Here is a 15,273-nt window from a genome sequence, read left to right as displayed (position 1 = left end):
CTTAATAAATCTGTAAGTAATTTTAATCTCTGAGATTCTAACGTTAATAAAAGTAACAATTAGAACTTAAAAGAATAATTGCTATTATCTGTTTGGTTATCGGATGTTATCGACAGTTTCTAACTTTAGAGATTCACTAAATTTTACATGCTTTTCAATTTTTGGCCTCCATTTGTCTTGTGTTGACATAGTATCGCAAATTTTTTCATGAAAATAAACCTGAAACCATGTCTTTTTATGGAACTCACAAACATTCTGATATGTTTTTTCAGAATGTATCATTAACTTCAGAATAAATTCTTCTTTAGGTTCTCTGTGATTGTTTATGACTTGACTTAAACTTACTGGAGTTATATCAATATCTTTTGCAAAACTACTTCTCTTATTGTAAATAGTATCAATATATGCCGATAAGAATTCTGAAAAATAGTGGTGATTATCATAAGTCGGTTTGCTTATATAAGCTTCCATTTTTAATTTTAATTGTAATAGTTTGGCACGAATAACCTGATCTATGGGTAAGTTTTTAATTCGTTGTAAACGTGCTTCCATTAAAGCCGCTCCATCAGTATCACGTTCTGAATTTGATTTGTATCTTGAATCTACTCCAAATTCAATATCTTCAATATTTACTTTCTTATTCATTATCGTATGTGTTTATCAAGTTTAAAATTTCTGGAACCTCAAGACTCAAAGTCATTCCGGTTATATTCATATTGTATTTGTCGATATAATGCTGGGCAATATTACTTTTTGGTTTGAGTGATACGCAGGCTAACTCTGCATATTCTGCTACTGCAATTTTCGCAGCATGGGTAATTAAGTTTGCAGCAATATTATCAAATTTCTTATTCGTACCTTTATTTTCTAATGAAACCGTTAATAGTCTAATATGGATTCTCCATTCCTGAGGTATTCTTTCCAAAGAAATAATTCCTAGAATATCATTTGAATTGATAATTTTTAACTTATAGATTTCATAAGCCTTTTCAGTCTTCCAATCGAAAAAATAGCGTTTTTTATCTATAGACTTAAAATCAATATCTTCTACTGGCAGAATTTCTACATTATAAATTTTCCCCGAAGAAGTTTCTTGAATTGTCATTTCACAAATTTACAAATAGTTTACTTATAACGGAAACATTTACTGTTAAGTTTACGTTTTTTGGAAAATCGAAGAACAACTTTTATTTGGTTAATAATTTAAATGGTAATGCTTGTATGATATGTATTAAGATGACATTAATTAACTTTAGAAATTGAAAAACTTTTAAAAGAGTTTAGAAAAGCTTCTATTGATGAGTCGAAAAAATAAGATTCATTTTACTCTTAGTGGAGTGTTTTCTAATAGCAACCCTTTATTTTAGATTAGCTGTAATTGATTCAACATTTTTTTGGTTTCGATTTATAATCAAAAAGCAAAAATTTCATATTATGAAAATCAAGAATTTGGCTTAGCAGCAGTTAATTGATGTTGCTGATTTCGAATATTAATTTTTCAAATTCTCCATTGTAAGCTTGATGTTTTTTTATCAAATCTTCTGACCAAGTTATCCATTCCTTATTTGAATGCTCAGTTCGCCCAAAAAAACAAAATTTTCCGTCTACATCTAGTTGTGACTTCAAGCTATTCCAATTTTCATTGCCTTTTTTCCTGTCTTTGAATCTAAGGGCAACAAAAAAATATTTTAGTTTTGAATGTCCTAACTTAAATTTATTATAAGCATTTTGAATCTCCCCATTTTGCATTATCATTTTTGGGAATGCCCATTTTTTAAGTTCAATAACGCCGTAACAATTTTCAGCAGAAACTATATTTACTAAAGGATTAACTCTTTTCAGAAACTCTGGCTGTGGCGTTCCTTTTTTACAGATTATAATATCATATTGTGGAGAGGACTTTAATTCGCCTTTTATTTGTCCTTTATAAAAATCAAATTTTGGTAATTCTTCTCTTAAAATTTGAATAAAAAAATCCTCATACAAAGATCCGTTAATACCTTTATGGCGTAATCCAGAATGGTAAACTTTTTCAGAGAATTCTACTATTTCAATTTGTCTTTTATGCATATTTGCTTTATTACCTTTGTTCCCATGCTAAGATAAGGTTTTGGATTAATTAAGTTTTATTATTGGATTACTCTGATAAATCTGCTTCGGTAAAATTTGCATCAAATCTATCATTAATCCATTCTCTGATAAATTATTTTTTAAGTTCTTATTTTTTTAAGTTTTCTGGCAACATTCCTAGGATATGTTCAACTCTTTAGATCAGCCTTTAAAATTTCTCATATTTTCATTTCTTAATTGAACCAACAAATTATTTAGTTTATGAGATTTGGCTCCTTGTGGTTCTTTTACAAAGCTTAGTTTCATATTAAGCCTTCTGTCTTCTGCCTGGTGTATGAATTTAATATGTTCATTTCCATCTAAATCTAGGTGTCTTTTACCACTTTCATATAATTTGCTTTTATCTATTTGTCTCAAGTTATTCACTTTACTATTAAGATTTTTTAAATACATTTCTGATACAGAATCGTCAAAAATGCATATTTTATGACAATTAGCTAATTGTAAAAGATTTAGTTGGTTGATATCATTTTCATTTGTTAAAAAGATTTCTTTATCTTTCTTGTTTCCAAATTTGTAAGCCCATTTGTCGTAATATACAAGCATTAAATCTGGCGATATAGGGAAAAAGAATTGTAATCCTTTTGAAAAAAGACCGAGATGGCTACCAGGATGATTTCTACTTTCTAAATATTGATTATATCGATTACATGGGTTATCAGACGTAATAAACTTTTTTTTAGTATTATTAATTAATAAAATTAATTCTAAATCATTAGCATATTTAACTCCTTTGGCAACTGCAGAAAGTGATTGTGCAGGAGCATTCTTAAGTTTAATACTTAAATCATCCTTAATAAGTGCACCTAATCTATCGTCATATTTAGCAAGCTCTTTAATTGTTTTGTCTACAACTTCATTAAGTTTTTCCGAAGAGTTTTTTGTTCTGTATGAAAGAATTATACTAAAAAGATGCAGTAAAATATATTTTTCAGAATTTCTCGCAGGTGTTTTTTTTTCGTTTATTATTTCCGCTATTATAGGTGCTGCAGAATCCTCTATTTTTCCTAAAGCATCTTCTATAACTTTATCTTCTCCATAAAAATAATCTTCTTGTGCTTGCGAATCTAAAGGGCAATTAACTCTATAAAACTCAGTTTCTACATTAAAAATATTAATTTTTGCTTTTTTTATTTCGTTTGAAAAATGTCTTAATAAAAGTTTAGGAACAAAATGTTGTTTTTTCTTTTCTGCCATATTTAATGTTTAACAGGTTAATTCACATCGGCTTTGCGCTGTGGCTGCGACTTTAGCGCTTTGTCGTATGATATATTAATTAGGTTTAGTAATTTAGGATCAGAAAATAAAAACCGCCGTTACCCAAAACCTTTGTTTGCGGCATTACACTGATGAAACTCAAAAACGTCTTCTTCTTCCAGTGAATCTACGCCCTAATAATAATTGATTAAACTGATACCTTGATCGCATTTGTTGTCTTTCTAATTCTAATTTTGCTTGCTGCGCTTTGATTTTATTACGTTCGGACAAATCATTCATAAAATTGGCATATCTTGTTTGCCATTCACCGTCAATTATGCTTTTAATAAGAGCTTTGCGAGATATTTCTGCGAATACTGTTAACCAGTCTGATTGAACAGGAAAAATACAATAAAGAAGCGTTCTATTGCTTTTTTTATTTCCTATTAACGCAGTTCCTTTAAAATCGAATATAACAGGAACAGAACTGCCTAGCCAATTTTTAGGAAAACATTCGTCTGCGAATTCAATCCCAAATATGCTGGGATTTTCCATAGAGACAAAATCTTTTTGTGCTTTAATAAATCTTGGAATATCTCTTTGCAATCTTGTTCCATCAACAATCCAGATCATATTCTTGTAGAAATCCTCGCGTTGTCTGCGCTCAATTGGATTGATATGCGAATGCTGAAATTCGATAACCAAACCTTTATCTGTTCGGACATCGGCTATATGTTTTTCGTTTGTTAGGCTGTCAAATTGAATAATTTCCTGCCATTCAATTGGGAAATTTCCTTTCCATTCACGATGCCATTCTGTTTCGGTTTCCCACCAGATGTCACATTGGCGAATTTTTTTGTGCGCCCAATGATTTATTTTAAACTCTCCGCATTTCGCAATCATTTCTGCTCCGCAACTTTGGCAGAAACCTTTAGCCCCTTTAGAAGCCTCAATTTTATGACCATCAATTATTGCGAACTTCATTTCAAATTTGCATTTTTTAGTGAGGAGTTTTGTTGGATTGCCATCAACAGGCTCAGACTTTGCAAAGAAGAGGAATTAGAAAAACAAATGTTAAGTTTAGAATTGAACCCTCTTTTTGCAAAACCCTTGTTGGCAGACCTTCTATATTATTATGTTTTTCATCGAATGTTTATTTAGTTCTTTTTCAACACTCATTAAGTACGAATATGGACTAGTCCTTATTCTTTCTGCCTTGTCTTGATTAAACATAATTTTAGTTGCAATAACTGAAATACCAGCTCCCGCAAACAATGCTTGTGGAATTGTAAGGCCTAACATTGTAGGTAAAAATGCAGTTGCTCCTGTTGAAATTAAACCAACTTTCAAAATTGTATCTGAAAACCATTTTATTTGCGAACCGTCTAAGGCTTTCTCTAAATTATTTAATCCTGGTAAGAACTCGTCGTTATAAATATCACTTACTTGCTGTTGAATTGCATCTAATGAACTTTCTTTATTTACATTGTTTACAAGTTTCAATAAGTTAGTTCTAAATTGTCCCAACTCATCTTTATGATTATTTTTGAAATCAATTATTTTTTCAACACTTGTATCTGGTGCTAATTTGATACCTTTTACAATTAAGTTTGTCAATAATCCTTGTGCAAGATGTAATGTTGTTCTGTCGTTCCGTCTGTAATAATCTCTTGCTCCAAATTGAACTCTATTGTCAAGTCTGGCTTGTTCTGTCAAATTTGAAGCTATTGAATTGTCTGTCAATAGGGCAAATGACCTGTCTTCACAAATTTTATTCGCAAGCAAACTCATATAAAAAGAACCAAATTCGCTATTGGTTCTAAACCAGCCTTCGTTATCAATATTTTGTTCAATTAAATGTCTGATTTCGTGAGGTAGTTTTTCAGGATGCATCCTAAATTCTCTCGGTAATTTTTCCGTATGAATTCTTACATTTTCGGAATTTTCATTTACTAAAAAATTTGAGGCTTCATTTATGTATTTTAAAACAGTTTCTGATAAATCGGTGACAAGTCTATTGTCAGGATCTATTTCAAAAGGTGTTAATATGCCTTTATCATGAAGTGTTTGAGTTAGCTTATTTTGATAAGGGGTCTTGATTGAAGTTGGTACAATGGTCTGAATTTCGTCCCAATACAATATTGCTGATTTTAGCCAATTCTCTTCAGGAATGTCTATAGTCGGGTAGTATAATGCTTTTGTAAATCCCATATCGATTATTATTAGTTGTATTGTTGTTAGGTACGTGAACACTTTAAATTTTTATTGCCTAAATATTAATGTCTTAAAATGACATCAAAAACCTAATTATAAAAAGCTTTATGTAATTGATTGATATTAATTTCCAAACATACAAAACCGTTTTTATTTTCTTTTACGGTTTTCCATAATCTGTATCATTAATAAATAGCAAAATAATTCTTTTATAAAGGATTTCGCTAACGTATAAATACCTGTTTTTATGTTGCTATTATTTGTATCTAATCTTTTAAATATGAAAACCCATTATTGCTGGCGATAGTTATCAAAGGTTGAATAGTTTCTTTGTATCTTTGATAATCAAATTCATAATTGTCTTCTAAATCAGGGAAAATACTAAGATACTCTTCTATGTATTTATTCTTAACGTTATGGCTTTTAACGATCTCAAAAGCTGTTTTTTGAAGATTATAAAACTTATCAAAATATTTATTTACTGACGGAAGTTTATCTCTTTTTGAGGAATTAAAAGTTTTATCTATCGGAATTAAATTCCAAATTAAATCATGTGAAACAAATGCATGAGGTACAAAATGGTCCAAAGCATATTTTTTTTCGTCAAAAACTAATCGGTTGTTCGTGAAAATACAATCAATCGATCCCAATTCATTAAATACTAATTTCCAATATTCGTTGGTTTGTTTAACTAAAGAATTTCTCGTGATTGATTTGCTTATTTTATTTGGAATATCAGGAACATTCAGATTTCTTTTCTGAAGAAATAGAGATAAATTCCAGAAGCAAAAGTCTTTAAGTATCTTGGCATTCGATTGTAAATAAGAAATCCATATTGGATTTATCTCTATAAAATCTTTTTCTAAACGATAAAAACAGCCATGATCAAAATTTTGGGAAAGTGAATAAATTTCATTACGATTTCCTGAAAACCAAGATGAAATAAACCAGTGTGGTACATTTTTATCAAAATGATTTAAAATTTTGATAGTTTCAGTCTTATTAGTATTTTCTAAAACAGTATTTAAAGTGTTTCTATTTTCATTTATAGTAAGATTCTCTATTTGTATAATAGCTCTAACTGAATCTTGAATAAGATCTTGTTTGCCAAAAGAAACATGAAAATAATTTACAGTGTACCAAGAGTTACTAATCATTCTTGAGAATAATCTCCTTTTTTCAATATTTGTGTTACCTTCTTCTACCAGTTCAAGAATAGCTAAAAACCAGTAAAACTTATAACTTGCAGAAGTATTAGCAAATACTGATGCTAACTTATTTACCGGCAGTTGCTGCGAATGTGGGAGGTTCATAAAACAGATTTAGATGAAAATGATTCAAAGTAAATTTAGCTAAAAGTGTGCATTTATTATGCTTAAAATTATTATCTATTAATCCATTAACTCTGAAAAACTCTGCGATTACGATTATAGGTACTTATATGCTGACCATACTATCGTGCTTGCTCGAGATATTCCATTACCGTTTTTAATTTTCGCTTACTCAGAGAATTTGTTATAATTACTTGATGATTAGCAATTAAGAAAGCTTCAATTTCTAATCTTCCAAAATAGACTTCTATAAACGCAACATATAATTCTTCCGCAAAGAATAAATCTAGTTTTGATTCTACATCAGATTCAAATTTTTTGGTTGATTTTACACCGCCAAATCTTGAATATCCTAATTGCCTTCGAAATGAATGATTAACGGTTCTATTTATTTCGTTCATTCGTTCGCGCAAATTACCACTTTCTCCGATATACAATATCCTGTTATTTTTTTCAAAAAGTGCGTAAACTCCAGGGGAGCTTGGAACTCTATTTTCGCGCCAAACTCTGTTTTTTTCAAACTTAATTCTTTCACTTCGTAAAAGTTGTTCTTGCGCAAGATGAAGTACATCCAATAATTCTTCACTTGGTAAATTAATATTCATAATCGCGATTTTGAATGTTATGGTTTTAGTTTGACACTAACGTTCTTGTATTATAAATAATCTATAACAATACCAACTTTCCATTAAGTGAATTGATCAAATAATATTCCAACCGGTTGCAAACGCTAACCAATTTCTTTATCAATTTAAGTAGGCACTCTTTGCAAAAGACCACCAGTTGGTGTACGGTTATATTATAATGATCTAAAATCCATTAAATAGCATTTTTTCGACTTAGTAACCTTTAGAAATCTTATTGTTTACATTGTCCAAAATAGCAGAATATTTTCCATTGTAAATAGAATAGGGAAAATTGTTTTTAAGCTCATTTCTAATGTGCTTTTTCTTTACTTCCTGTAATACTATTTTAATAGAGTAACCTTTTCCTGGAATAGCTAAAACAATACAAATTTTTTCCTCCAAATTATCAATATTATTATTAAGTAAATGCCGAATTCCACTTTTCATGAAATTAACATTCTGTTTCAGAATTATTTCTGCGGTGTTATCTTTACGAATTTTTCCAATTCTAATAACATCAAAATTTATCTCCATAATTTGTAAAAGTTTTTAAATTCAAAATGTTTTTATTCTTCTAAAATCAAAAATGCAAATTTCTTTCTCTGTTTATGGAGGAATTAAATTTTAACTAGAAAATAATAATTTTGATTGTGTGCACGAGTGTGACACTTGCGCCAGCCATAGGTAGCATCGATGTTAGTAGCTGACATTGTTAGTCAGGATTTTGTTCAAACCAAATTTCTTTTAATTCAATAGCATGTCTATTCAATGTTTTAACTGTTTCCTCCAATTCCTCTACATAGTCAGCCAAACCAAGTTTCATTTCCACTTCACTTTGAATCATTTTCAATGACTGAGCTAAATATTTTATTCTATTTTTTAATTCATCAATTTTTTCCTCAGGAATAAAAGAATTTATTCCATCAATATAAAAATCATTGCAATAATTATCTCCGGATAATAAAAATTCCTTTTCATTCAATTTTTTGAATCCAAGAGAAACTGCAACATTTTCCGAAGCAATAGAATTTTCTTCACCAATTTGACTTTTATCTATTGTAATTCTTTGCTCATTTCTATCTTGGAATAAATGACTTAAAATTATTTCCCTTAAAGCTTTAGTTAAATATCCATTTCTTCGGAATTTCTTATCCACAAACCAATGCAAATCTGACCCCATGTCAAGTACATTTGAAACATAAATATCATCCTCATTTTTGATAAAATAAAAATTATATGGACCATTTATGTCAGAAATGTTTTTTTGTAATTTAGGTTTATTAACCCAAACTTTTGCAAATTCCACGCTTGAAGAAAGAGGTCTCAAATGAATAAGCTCATTATTGTTATTTCTGTTGAGTTTTTGAATTAAAGATTTTAGATATTTTTCTTCCATTTTTCAATCATATTCTTAATTCTGCCAAATCATCACAAGTACAAAAACATTTTTCCATTAAGCCAATTGATCACATAATGTTCCAACCGCTATGCAACCACTATCTTTTTGCCTATTAACTTAAGTAGGCACTCGTTGGAAACGAGCGCTAGTCGGAAGCTCTCTCTAATTATTGTTTGTTCGCACTTTTCCAAAAGTCTCTAATTCCATAAATTTTGAATTGAATAAGTTCGATGGCATTTTCTTCTTCAAAAGATTATGGAAGTTTTCGTCATGAGTAGAAAGTATGATTTGCTTTTTATGGTTAAAGACAATACTTCTTAATAAATCAATTGTCGATAGAATGTTTATGCTATCCATCGATTGAATAGGATCATCAATGAATATGCATTCAAGTGGATTTCCTTTCTCGTCTTTTGCATTAAGTGCTTTTGCTAAAAAGATACTTAAACTCAAAATGTTTAACTGTGCTGTGCTAAAGTACAAATTAGGAATTATTAGTTCATCTTGTTTTTCTTGATAAACACAAACATTAAGTTTTGGTTTAGTGTCTGAGAAATCGCATTTAAAAGTTACAGTTTTATAATCAGGATGTGGGTCTATTTTCCTATATAATTCATTTATCAATCCTTCATAAAAGAAAGAATCTATTTGTTGAGTTAAATAATCGGCTACACTTTTTAACTCATTATCTAATTCCTTAGCTATTTTATTTTTTAAAAAATCAATTTTCGTTTTAGTGTCTTTATCTTTAATTTTTGCATCCTCGTACTTCAAATAAGGTTCGACATTTTCTTTGAGTTTAGCTAAAAGATTATAGTCTTTTATTTTAAGCTCCATTTTATTGATTTCTTCATTACTCTTCTTTTTTCTATCCTCTAGAAACTTAGTAAACAATTCAAGGTTATATTCTTTTAATTCAATACCAATTTTCGATTTAACTTCTTGCTCAAAACCTGTTATTATCTTGATGAATAATTCTTTTGATTTTTCGATTAGTTCATTCTGCTTTTGAACATCTTCACTTTTAAAAGAGTTTAGAGTAGTGTTGAGATCTTCAATTTCTTTTTTCAAATTTATTTCTCTATCGACATTAGATTTTATGCTGGCTAAGGTCTTTGTTAACTCATCGGTCAATACGTTTTCGTTGATTTCTATTTCAGGATAATTTACTTTAAAGAACTCTATAACCCTAGTAAAGACCGTTTCTTTATTAAGTCTGTCGAGTTCAGCTAATATATTGGCAGACTTTTCTTTTAAATTGTCTAATTTCAATGATTCTGATATAATAGAACTTTTAAGTTCTTCAATCTTTTTGATGAATGATTCAATTTCTAATTTTAATTTACTTAAAGAACTTTGTGTTTCTTTTTCAAATTCTTCAATCGTTTTTCCTTTTAGTTTTAAAATAGTTTCATTAAGAATTTTAGTATTCAACTCTATCTCTTTTGTGAGTAACGCTTTTGAATCGGAATGTTTTTTCAAATCATCTAAAATTGTTGCACGCTTTTTTTCTATTTCTTCTAATTTCTTGGTGGTTTCAGATATTAATCTTTCTCTTTTTAATTTTAATGATTCATTTACTTGTGTAATGGTTCTGTTTTTAACATCTCTTTCATTTAGTAAACTTGAAAGGACATTTGATAAAAGTATATTATTAGATATTTTTGAAGCCAAAGCACTAAACGATTCGTATTGCTGTTCGCATAAAGGACAAGCACTTGCTTGACTTTTATTTACTATTTCCGAACCTTTTGAAATAAACTGTTCGACTTCTTTTTGAAAGTTTTCACTTGCCTCTATCTTAGAATTAATTTCATTAAGATCTTTCTTTTCAGTCGTTAATGATTTCTCAATTTGTGTAAGTTCCTCAATGATTTTTCCATTATCAGAATACGCTTCATCAGAAACAGAAGGATATACACCAGCGTTGATTTCTTGAATCGAAGTTTTGAGGTTATTTATTGGTATTTCAACTAAACTTTTTTCCTTTTCTAAGCTCGTAATTTTTGCTTGTAAATCAACAAGTTTTTCATTTGATTCTTGTAACTTTTTATTAGTATTATCAGTGCTTTCTTTAAGTTTTGGTGTTTCAGAAATTGTTTTTTCTAAATCAGAAATTTGTTTCTGTATAGAACTTTGTTTTGTGGTATTTTCACTTTCATTTTGTTTTAGAACATTCAGAATTATTGTTATTGCTGACAACTCATTTTTCAGTTCTTCATTCTCTTTACTTTTTCCCGAAATTTCTCTAATTACTTTTTCATATTCTTTGAAGTCAATTTTTAAAGATTCCAAGTTTTGCTTTTTTGTACTCAGTTCTTCATTTAGCTTTTTAATCGAATCAATCTCATTTGTGCACTTTTGTTTTTTATCAAATTTTTCAAGAATAGATTTATTTCCTTTGAGTTGTTTTTCAAGTCTCTCTATTTGACTTTTTGAATCAAAGTATTTACCCATTCCTTCAATTTCTTCATTTCCTGCATAGAAAACATCTAAATACTTATTATGTTCAATTTCTTTTTTAACTTCAAAATCTAAATCATTTGTCCTTTCAGACATAAAATTTGATAGATAAAGAGCATCTGTTTCTGAATAAGATTCATCAATCTCTTTTAAATTTTCTCCTGCCTTATTTAATGAAATAATTTTTTCATTTATTTTTTTAAGAATATCCTTATCACCTTCAAATTTTAGTTCTAATTGAATCCCATCTAAAACTTCCAAAAGGGCTTCAATTTTCTTATTATTAAAAGCGATCAAGGAGGTTATTTTTTTATAATATTCATCAATTTTTTTATCTCCAAAATACTCTATAAACCTTTCATACCTTTCTTCTGGCTTGTCTTCTTTTAGAAATGCGTCAATCCATTCCTGAGACAAAATAACTGTTTTGAATTCTTTATTAATAGTCGCTTTGGGATCAAATTTATAATCATATCCTGCCTTTGTTTTAGGTTTTTCAATATTGGTTATAACCGGACTTTCTTCTCCAACTTTATATAATTTGATAAAAGATGGAAGATTGTCATCTGAATAATTATTCCTTAGAAAGTATTGCTTTTTATTAGATCTGATACTTCTTTCTGATTTAACTGAATTAAAAGTATCCTTTCCTTTTCTTAGAAAACGATCAATATTATTGGTGATACCATATTCAATAGCATCATAAAATGAGGTCTTTCCAAATCCATTAGGAGCATACAACGAGATAAAATCAGCACTTTCACCATCTTCTTTACGTGTAAAATCGAATGTTCCATCTTCGGCTTTGTCATAAGCACGAAATGCTTGTATTTCAACTTTTTTAAATTTCATTTTTGTAGATTTTTTCTATTGAATTCAATGCATCTAGTAAATCACCATCACTCTTTTTGTTTAAGCTAAGCTTGTCAATTATGTTGGATATTGAAGTATTCTTTTTAAACTTTAATGATTGTTTATTCTCAACACCAATTTGAATATTGTCATTTGTAATATGTTCTGATATAAAAAGATTAATTTCTTTTTCTGTAATAGATTTGACGTTCTCAATTACAATTTTTCTGCTACTAAACTTGTTATTTTCGATTTCATATTTTACAGATTTTCCTAATATACTTTCTGAAATATAGAATACATAAAAATTCCATTTTGAATAATCATCCTTAACTGTGGGAATGAATTTTGCTGTCAAGTAGCTGTTAAATTCTTTCCATTTATATGTTAGAATTGTATCGTCTTCAAACTTAACTATGCAAACAATTACTTCTCCTCCATATTGGACTTTTCCAATCGAAAAATAATTCAGTTCAAATGCTGAATTTATTTCTTCTGTGATTTCAAGTTCTATTTTATTAAATAACTCCTTTTGTGACATCTTTTATTTTTTGCAGAGAATTTGCTGCGGTTATTGCCGTAAATTCTCTATAATTATCAATTACGTGTTTTTGAAACTTGAAAATATGAACTATTGTCAAGTCATTGAATGGCTCTGTAACAGTATTGTTTATATACATTTCCTTATTTGGAACTGTACAAATATCTCCAATAAAACCTTTGTCAAGTTCTATGGTTGTTGGTTTGGTGTCAAAAGTTGAACCTATTACAATCAAACCTCCTTTCTCAACTTCTGACAAGTCAGACCTATATATATCCTCCAGCTTAAAAATCCACTCTTTTGAATCGGTAAAGTATAGTTTTTTAGACTTATGAATATTTTTCAATTCATTTAAAGTAATTTTTTGCTCATTATGCAGTTGATTGATAGATAGTAATTCTAAAAATGAAATCCATAATGCTTTATGATTAATTAGACCGATATCAGTTCCTGAGACTAGAAGGGAATCTTTGTAGATTTCAATTATCTTTTGTGGGGTAAATTCTTCGCAAAGATTTTTAGCGATGACTTTTAATTCGTTTTGAATTAAAGTTTTTTTAGCTGATGTAACTTGAATTCCTCCTAATGGAAAAATGTCATTAAGTAATCTTTCAAATGAACCGATGTATGGTGGGAATAATTTGGATAACTCATCTTCATTTTCAGCTATAATTTCATCATAGAATGATAAAGGCATAAATACTAATCGACCTAAGGTTTCTTTTCCATCTTCTGCTGCCATTTTAGATTGAATACCAGCAAGCAAAATACAGGAATCTTCTACTTTCAGGATACCTCCGCCTGATTGGCCAATTACTTCATCGTAGATAATAGGCTGTTTACTTTTTGATTCCCGATAATTGTGTTGCTTAGTTTGTAGTATAGTGATTTCATCAAGTCTAAAACTGTCATTTTGATTTCTCCTAGAATTCGGATGCCCACATAAAAAATACCCATCTTTATTTTCAGGTAATATTTCATTCCGAAGTAATATTTCTATTATGCCTATTTTTTTAACTTTTATAATTGCTGCATCTTTGTTATTGTCTGAATGCCTATAAGGCTCTTCAATAATTTCTAATGTTTCGTTTATTAAATTTCCATTTTCATCCAAGTATTGTCGAATTATTGATGGTGCATTGTTATCTATTATAACATGCTTTGCTGTTAGAACGTAACTATATTCATCATTTATTGGTTGAAACAAGCAACCGCTTCCACCTTCAACTTTTACAGTAAATTTTGTTAATAAATCTATTCTTGACATCCTGAGAAAGAAAATTCGTTATTGGGTATTTGCATTGGTCGGAAATTTGGAAAATCTGAGTAATCGGTATCAGAGAATATCTTTTCAATTTGCTCTGGATAATTAAAGAATACTTCACAATTATCATTTACTGAAGCTAGCCTTGCAAGAAACTTTTTATTTGGGTGAGCGTGTTTGTCTCCGTTAGTGCTTATTACATATTTCTTTGTCTCGATTAATTCAAGCATTTCGATGTTGTTATTAGCCTTACTGCCGTGATGTGATATTTTTACCAGTTCAGCTTTTAATGGCTTTTCCTTTGAATAACCAAACTCTTTCAAGGAATTCACTACTACTGTCGGATGTGCATCTGCCAAAAACACAAAGTTTTTCTTCTCAAATGTTAATATGAAGGCAATTGAACTTCCATTGTGAATAGCAGGGTCTTCTTTGAATTTGTCACTTGCAATATGTTCTGAAAGTGTAAAGTCATAGTCGTTTTTTTCGGCTGATGTGTCTAAAGATTCAGGTTCTTCTTTTTCCCATTTACCAAGCAATAACTTTAATTTATCTGGGCTAGGGGATAAAATTTTGAACTTAATTCCTAAATATTCAAAATACTCTAAGGCGATAACTACATTTCTGTCCCAAATTCCTTTTGTCTCGATGTAATCCTCAAACTTCACACCTTGTCCAATGCTTGTAAGTGTTGTTTCATCAGGGTTGAAAGTCAAAAAATTGTCTTTATTTTCTTCTTCGTCAAAGTATTCAGAAATAAGTTTTCCTGAATTAAACCAAACTTTACCAATCAAAGAATGAGCATCATTGTCTTTTTCAAACCATTTCAATACACCTCCAATATGGTCATCGTCAACATGGGTAAGTACAAGTAGGTCAATTTTTTCGTCATTCTCTCTAATTTTGTCAACTGTTTCTTTTAGTTCTCCATATTCAAGTTTACCGTTCTTGCTTTTCTGTACATAAGTTGCTGGCATTCCACCATCAATTAAAATGTTTCTTGGTTTTCCGTTTTCTTCGAAAGAAATCAGGATTGCGTCTCCGTTGAATGCTTTTAAAAACTTAATTTTCATAGTTGTTATTGTTGCGGTTGGACAAAATTAAATATGCTCAATTGTGTCGGCTTTGAATATGACGGAAAAGCTTATTAAAATCTGAAACAAGCATTCGACAATCCATCCAATTTTCAATGTATTCCTGAAATGGATTTTTTATTTTTATATTTTCAAAATCAACAAGGTATCAACAGATTAACT

Annotated in this window: 14 protein-coding genes and 1 pseudogene; 1 reads left to right on the top strand and 14 read right to left on the bottom strand. The window is 29.4% G+C overall.

The window, feature by feature from the left end; all coding sequences use genetic code 11:
- Positions 1–96: 96 nt before the first annotated feature.
- Positions 97–645 carry a hypothetical protein gene (locus tag AC3IS6_RS11320; RefSeq protein WP_291285282.1) on the bottom strand — a complete coding sequence of 183 codons (549 nt, stop codon included), beginning with the start codon at positions 643–645 and terminating at the stop codon, positions 97–99.
- Positions 638–1,105 carry an N-acetyltransferase gene (locus tag AC3IS6_RS11315; protein ID WP_291285283.1) on the bottom strand — a complete coding sequence of 156 codons (468 nt, stop codon included), beginning with the start codon at positions 1,103–1,105 and terminating at the stop codon, positions 638–640. The genes AC3IS6_RS11320 and AC3IS6_RS11315 overlap by 8 nt, the downstream gene beginning before the upstream one ends.
- A gap of 147 nt (positions 1,106–1,252) precedes the next feature.
- Here AC3IS6_RS11315 and AC3IS6_RS11310 point away from each other — a divergent pair.
- Positions 1,253–1,315: pseudogene (locus tag AC3IS6_RS11310) on the top strand (histone H1); the annotation flags it as partial.
- Positions 1,316–1,464: 149 nt separating this feature from the next.
- Here AC3IS6_RS11310 and AC3IS6_RS11305 read toward each other — a convergent pair.
- The 12 genes from AC3IS6_RS11305 to AC3IS6_RS11250 form a co-directional block, all read right to left on the bottom strand.
- Positions 1,465–2,070 (bottom strand): DUF6602 domain-containing protein, encoded by a 606-nt coding sequence (locus AC3IS6_RS11305; RefSeq protein ID WP_291285284.1) that lies wholly within the window; start codon positions 2,068–2,070, stop codon positions 1,465–1,467.
- 201 nt (positions 2,071–2,271) lie between these two features.
- The gene (locus AC3IS6_RS11300; protein WP_291285285.1) at positions 2,272–3,327 is read right to left on the bottom strand and encodes a DUF4238 domain-containing protein; all 1,056 of its coding nucleotides are present in this window, start codon (positions 3,325–3,327) and stop codon (positions 2,272–2,274) included.
- Positions 3,328–3,486: 159 nt separating this feature from the next.
- Positions 3,487–4,311, bottom strand: a complete 825-nt coding sequence (locus tag AC3IS6_RS11295; protein ID WP_291285286.1) for a competence protein CoiA — start codon at positions 4,309–4,311, stop codon at positions 3,487–3,489.
- A 141-nt stretch (positions 4,312–4,452) separates the two neighbouring features.
- Positions 4,453–5,538, bottom strand: a complete 1,086-nt coding sequence (locus tag AC3IS6_RS11290) for a DUF6236 family protein (RefSeq protein WP_291285287.1) — start codon at positions 5,536–5,538, stop codon at positions 4,453–4,455.
- A gap of 269 nt (positions 5,539–5,807) precedes the next feature.
- Positions 5,808–6,854, bottom strand: a complete 1,047-nt coding sequence (locus tag AC3IS6_RS11285; protein WP_291285288.1) for an HNH endonuclease domain-containing protein — start codon at positions 6,852–6,854, stop codon at positions 5,808–5,810.
- 140 nt (positions 6,855–6,994) lie between these two features.
- Positions 6,995–7,477 (bottom strand): GIY-YIG nuclease family protein, encoded by a 483-nt coding sequence (locus tag AC3IS6_RS11280; RefSeq protein WP_291285289.1) that lies wholly within the window; start codon positions 7,475–7,477, stop codon positions 6,995–6,997.
- Positions 7,478–7,711: 234 nt separating this feature from the next.
- Positions 7,712–8,032 carry a hypothetical protein gene (locus AC3IS6_RS11275; protein ID WP_291285290.1) on the bottom strand — a complete coding sequence of 107 codons (321 nt, stop codon included), beginning with the start codon at positions 8,030–8,032 and terminating at the stop codon, positions 7,712–7,714.
- 178 nt (positions 8,033–8,210) lie between these two features.
- Positions 8,211–8,894, bottom strand: a complete 684-nt coding sequence (locus tag AC3IS6_RS11270) for a GNAT family N-acetyltransferase (RefSeq protein WP_291285291.1) — start codon at positions 8,892–8,894, stop codon at positions 8,211–8,213.
- Positions 8,895–9,059: 165 nt separating this feature from the next.
- Positions 9,060–12,212 (bottom strand): AAA family ATPase, encoded by a 3,153-nt coding sequence (locus tag AC3IS6_RS11265; protein WP_291285292.1) that lies wholly within the window; start codon positions 12,210–12,212, stop codon positions 9,060–9,062.
- Positions 12,202–12,753 (bottom strand): ABC-three component system middle component 1, encoded by a 552-nt coding sequence (locus tag AC3IS6_RS11260; protein ID WP_291285293.1) that lies wholly within the window; start codon positions 12,751–12,753, stop codon positions 12,202–12,204. The genes AC3IS6_RS11265 and AC3IS6_RS11260 overlap by 11 nt, the downstream gene beginning before the upstream one ends.
- Positions 12,731–14,020 carry an ABC-three component system protein gene (locus AC3IS6_RS11255; RefSeq protein ID WP_291285294.1) on the bottom strand — a complete coding sequence of 430 codons (1,290 nt, stop codon included), beginning with the start codon at positions 14,018–14,020 and terminating at the stop codon, positions 12,731–12,733. The genes AC3IS6_RS11260 and AC3IS6_RS11255 overlap by 23 nt, the downstream gene beginning before the upstream one ends.
- Complete coding sequence (locus tag AC3IS6_RS11250; protein WP_291285295.1) at positions 14,008–15,090, bottom strand: ComEC/Rec2 family competence protein; 1,083 nt, start codon at positions 15,088–15,090, stop codon at positions 14,008–14,010. Before AC3IS6_RS11250 ends, AC3IS6_RS11255 begins: the two co-directional genes overlap by 13 nt.
- Positions 15,091–15,273: the final 183 nt, after the last annotated feature.

This window comes from Flavobacterium sp. KH_035 (genome assembly GCF_057839565.1).
The sequence above is the reverse complement of the archived record's forward strand: the minus strand, read 5'-3'. Positions and strand labels throughout refer to the sequence as shown.

Bases quoted from the DNA above. Each gene is read 5' to 3' on its own strand.
- AC3IS6_RS11320 (WP_291285282.1), bottom strand. From the start codon at position 645: ATGAATAAGAAAGTAAATATTGAAGATATTGAATTTGGAGTAGATTCA.
- AC3IS6_RS11315 (WP_291285283.1), bottom strand. From the start codon at position 1,105: ATGACAATTCAAGAAACTTCTTCGGGGAAAATTTATAATGTAGAAATT.
- AC3IS6_RS11305 (WP_291285284.1), bottom strand. From the start codon at position 2,070: ATGCATAAAAGACAAATTGAAATAGTAGAATTCTCTGAAAAAGTTTAC.
- AC3IS6_RS11300 (WP_291285285.1), bottom strand. From the start codon at position 3,327: ATGGCAGAAAAGAAAAAACAACATTTTGTTCCTAAACTTTTATTAAGA.
- AC3IS6_RS11295 (WP_291285286.1), bottom strand. From the start codon at position 4,311: ATGAAGTTCGCAATAATTGATGGTCATAAAATTGAGGCTTCTAAAGGG.
- AC3IS6_RS11290 (WP_291285287.1), bottom strand. From the start codon at position 5,538: ATGGGATTTACAAAAGCATTATACTACCCGACTATAGACATTCCTGAA.
- AC3IS6_RS11285 (WP_291285288.1), bottom strand. From the start codon at position 6,854: ATGAACCTCCCACATTCGCAGCAACTGCCGGTAAATAAGTTAGCATCA.
- AC3IS6_RS11280 (WP_291285289.1), bottom strand. From the start codon at position 7,477: ATGAATATTAATTTACCAAGTGAAGAATTATTGGATGTACTTCATCTT.
- AC3IS6_RS11275 (WP_291285290.1), bottom strand. From the start codon at position 8,032: ATGGAGATAAATTTTGATGTTATTAGAATTGGAAAAATTCGTAAAGAT.
- AC3IS6_RS11270 (WP_291285291.1), bottom strand. From the start codon at position 8,894: ATGGAAGAAAAATATCTAAAATCTTTAATTCAAAAACTCAACAGAAAT.
- AC3IS6_RS11265 (WP_291285292.1), bottom strand. From the start codon at position 12,212: ATGAAATTTAAAAAAGTTGAAATACAAGCATTTCGTGCTTATGACAAA.
- AC3IS6_RS11260 (WP_291285293.1), bottom strand. From the start codon at position 12,753: ATGTCACAAAAGGAGTTATTTAATAAAATAGAACTTGAAATCACAGAA.
- AC3IS6_RS11255 (WP_291285294.1), bottom strand. From the start codon at position 14,020: ATGTCAAGAATAGATTTATTAACAAAATTTACTGTAAAAGTTGAAGGT.
- AC3IS6_RS11250 (WP_291285295.1), bottom strand. From the start codon at position 15,090: ATGAAAATTAAGTTTTTAAAAGCATTCAACGGAGACGCAATCCTGATT.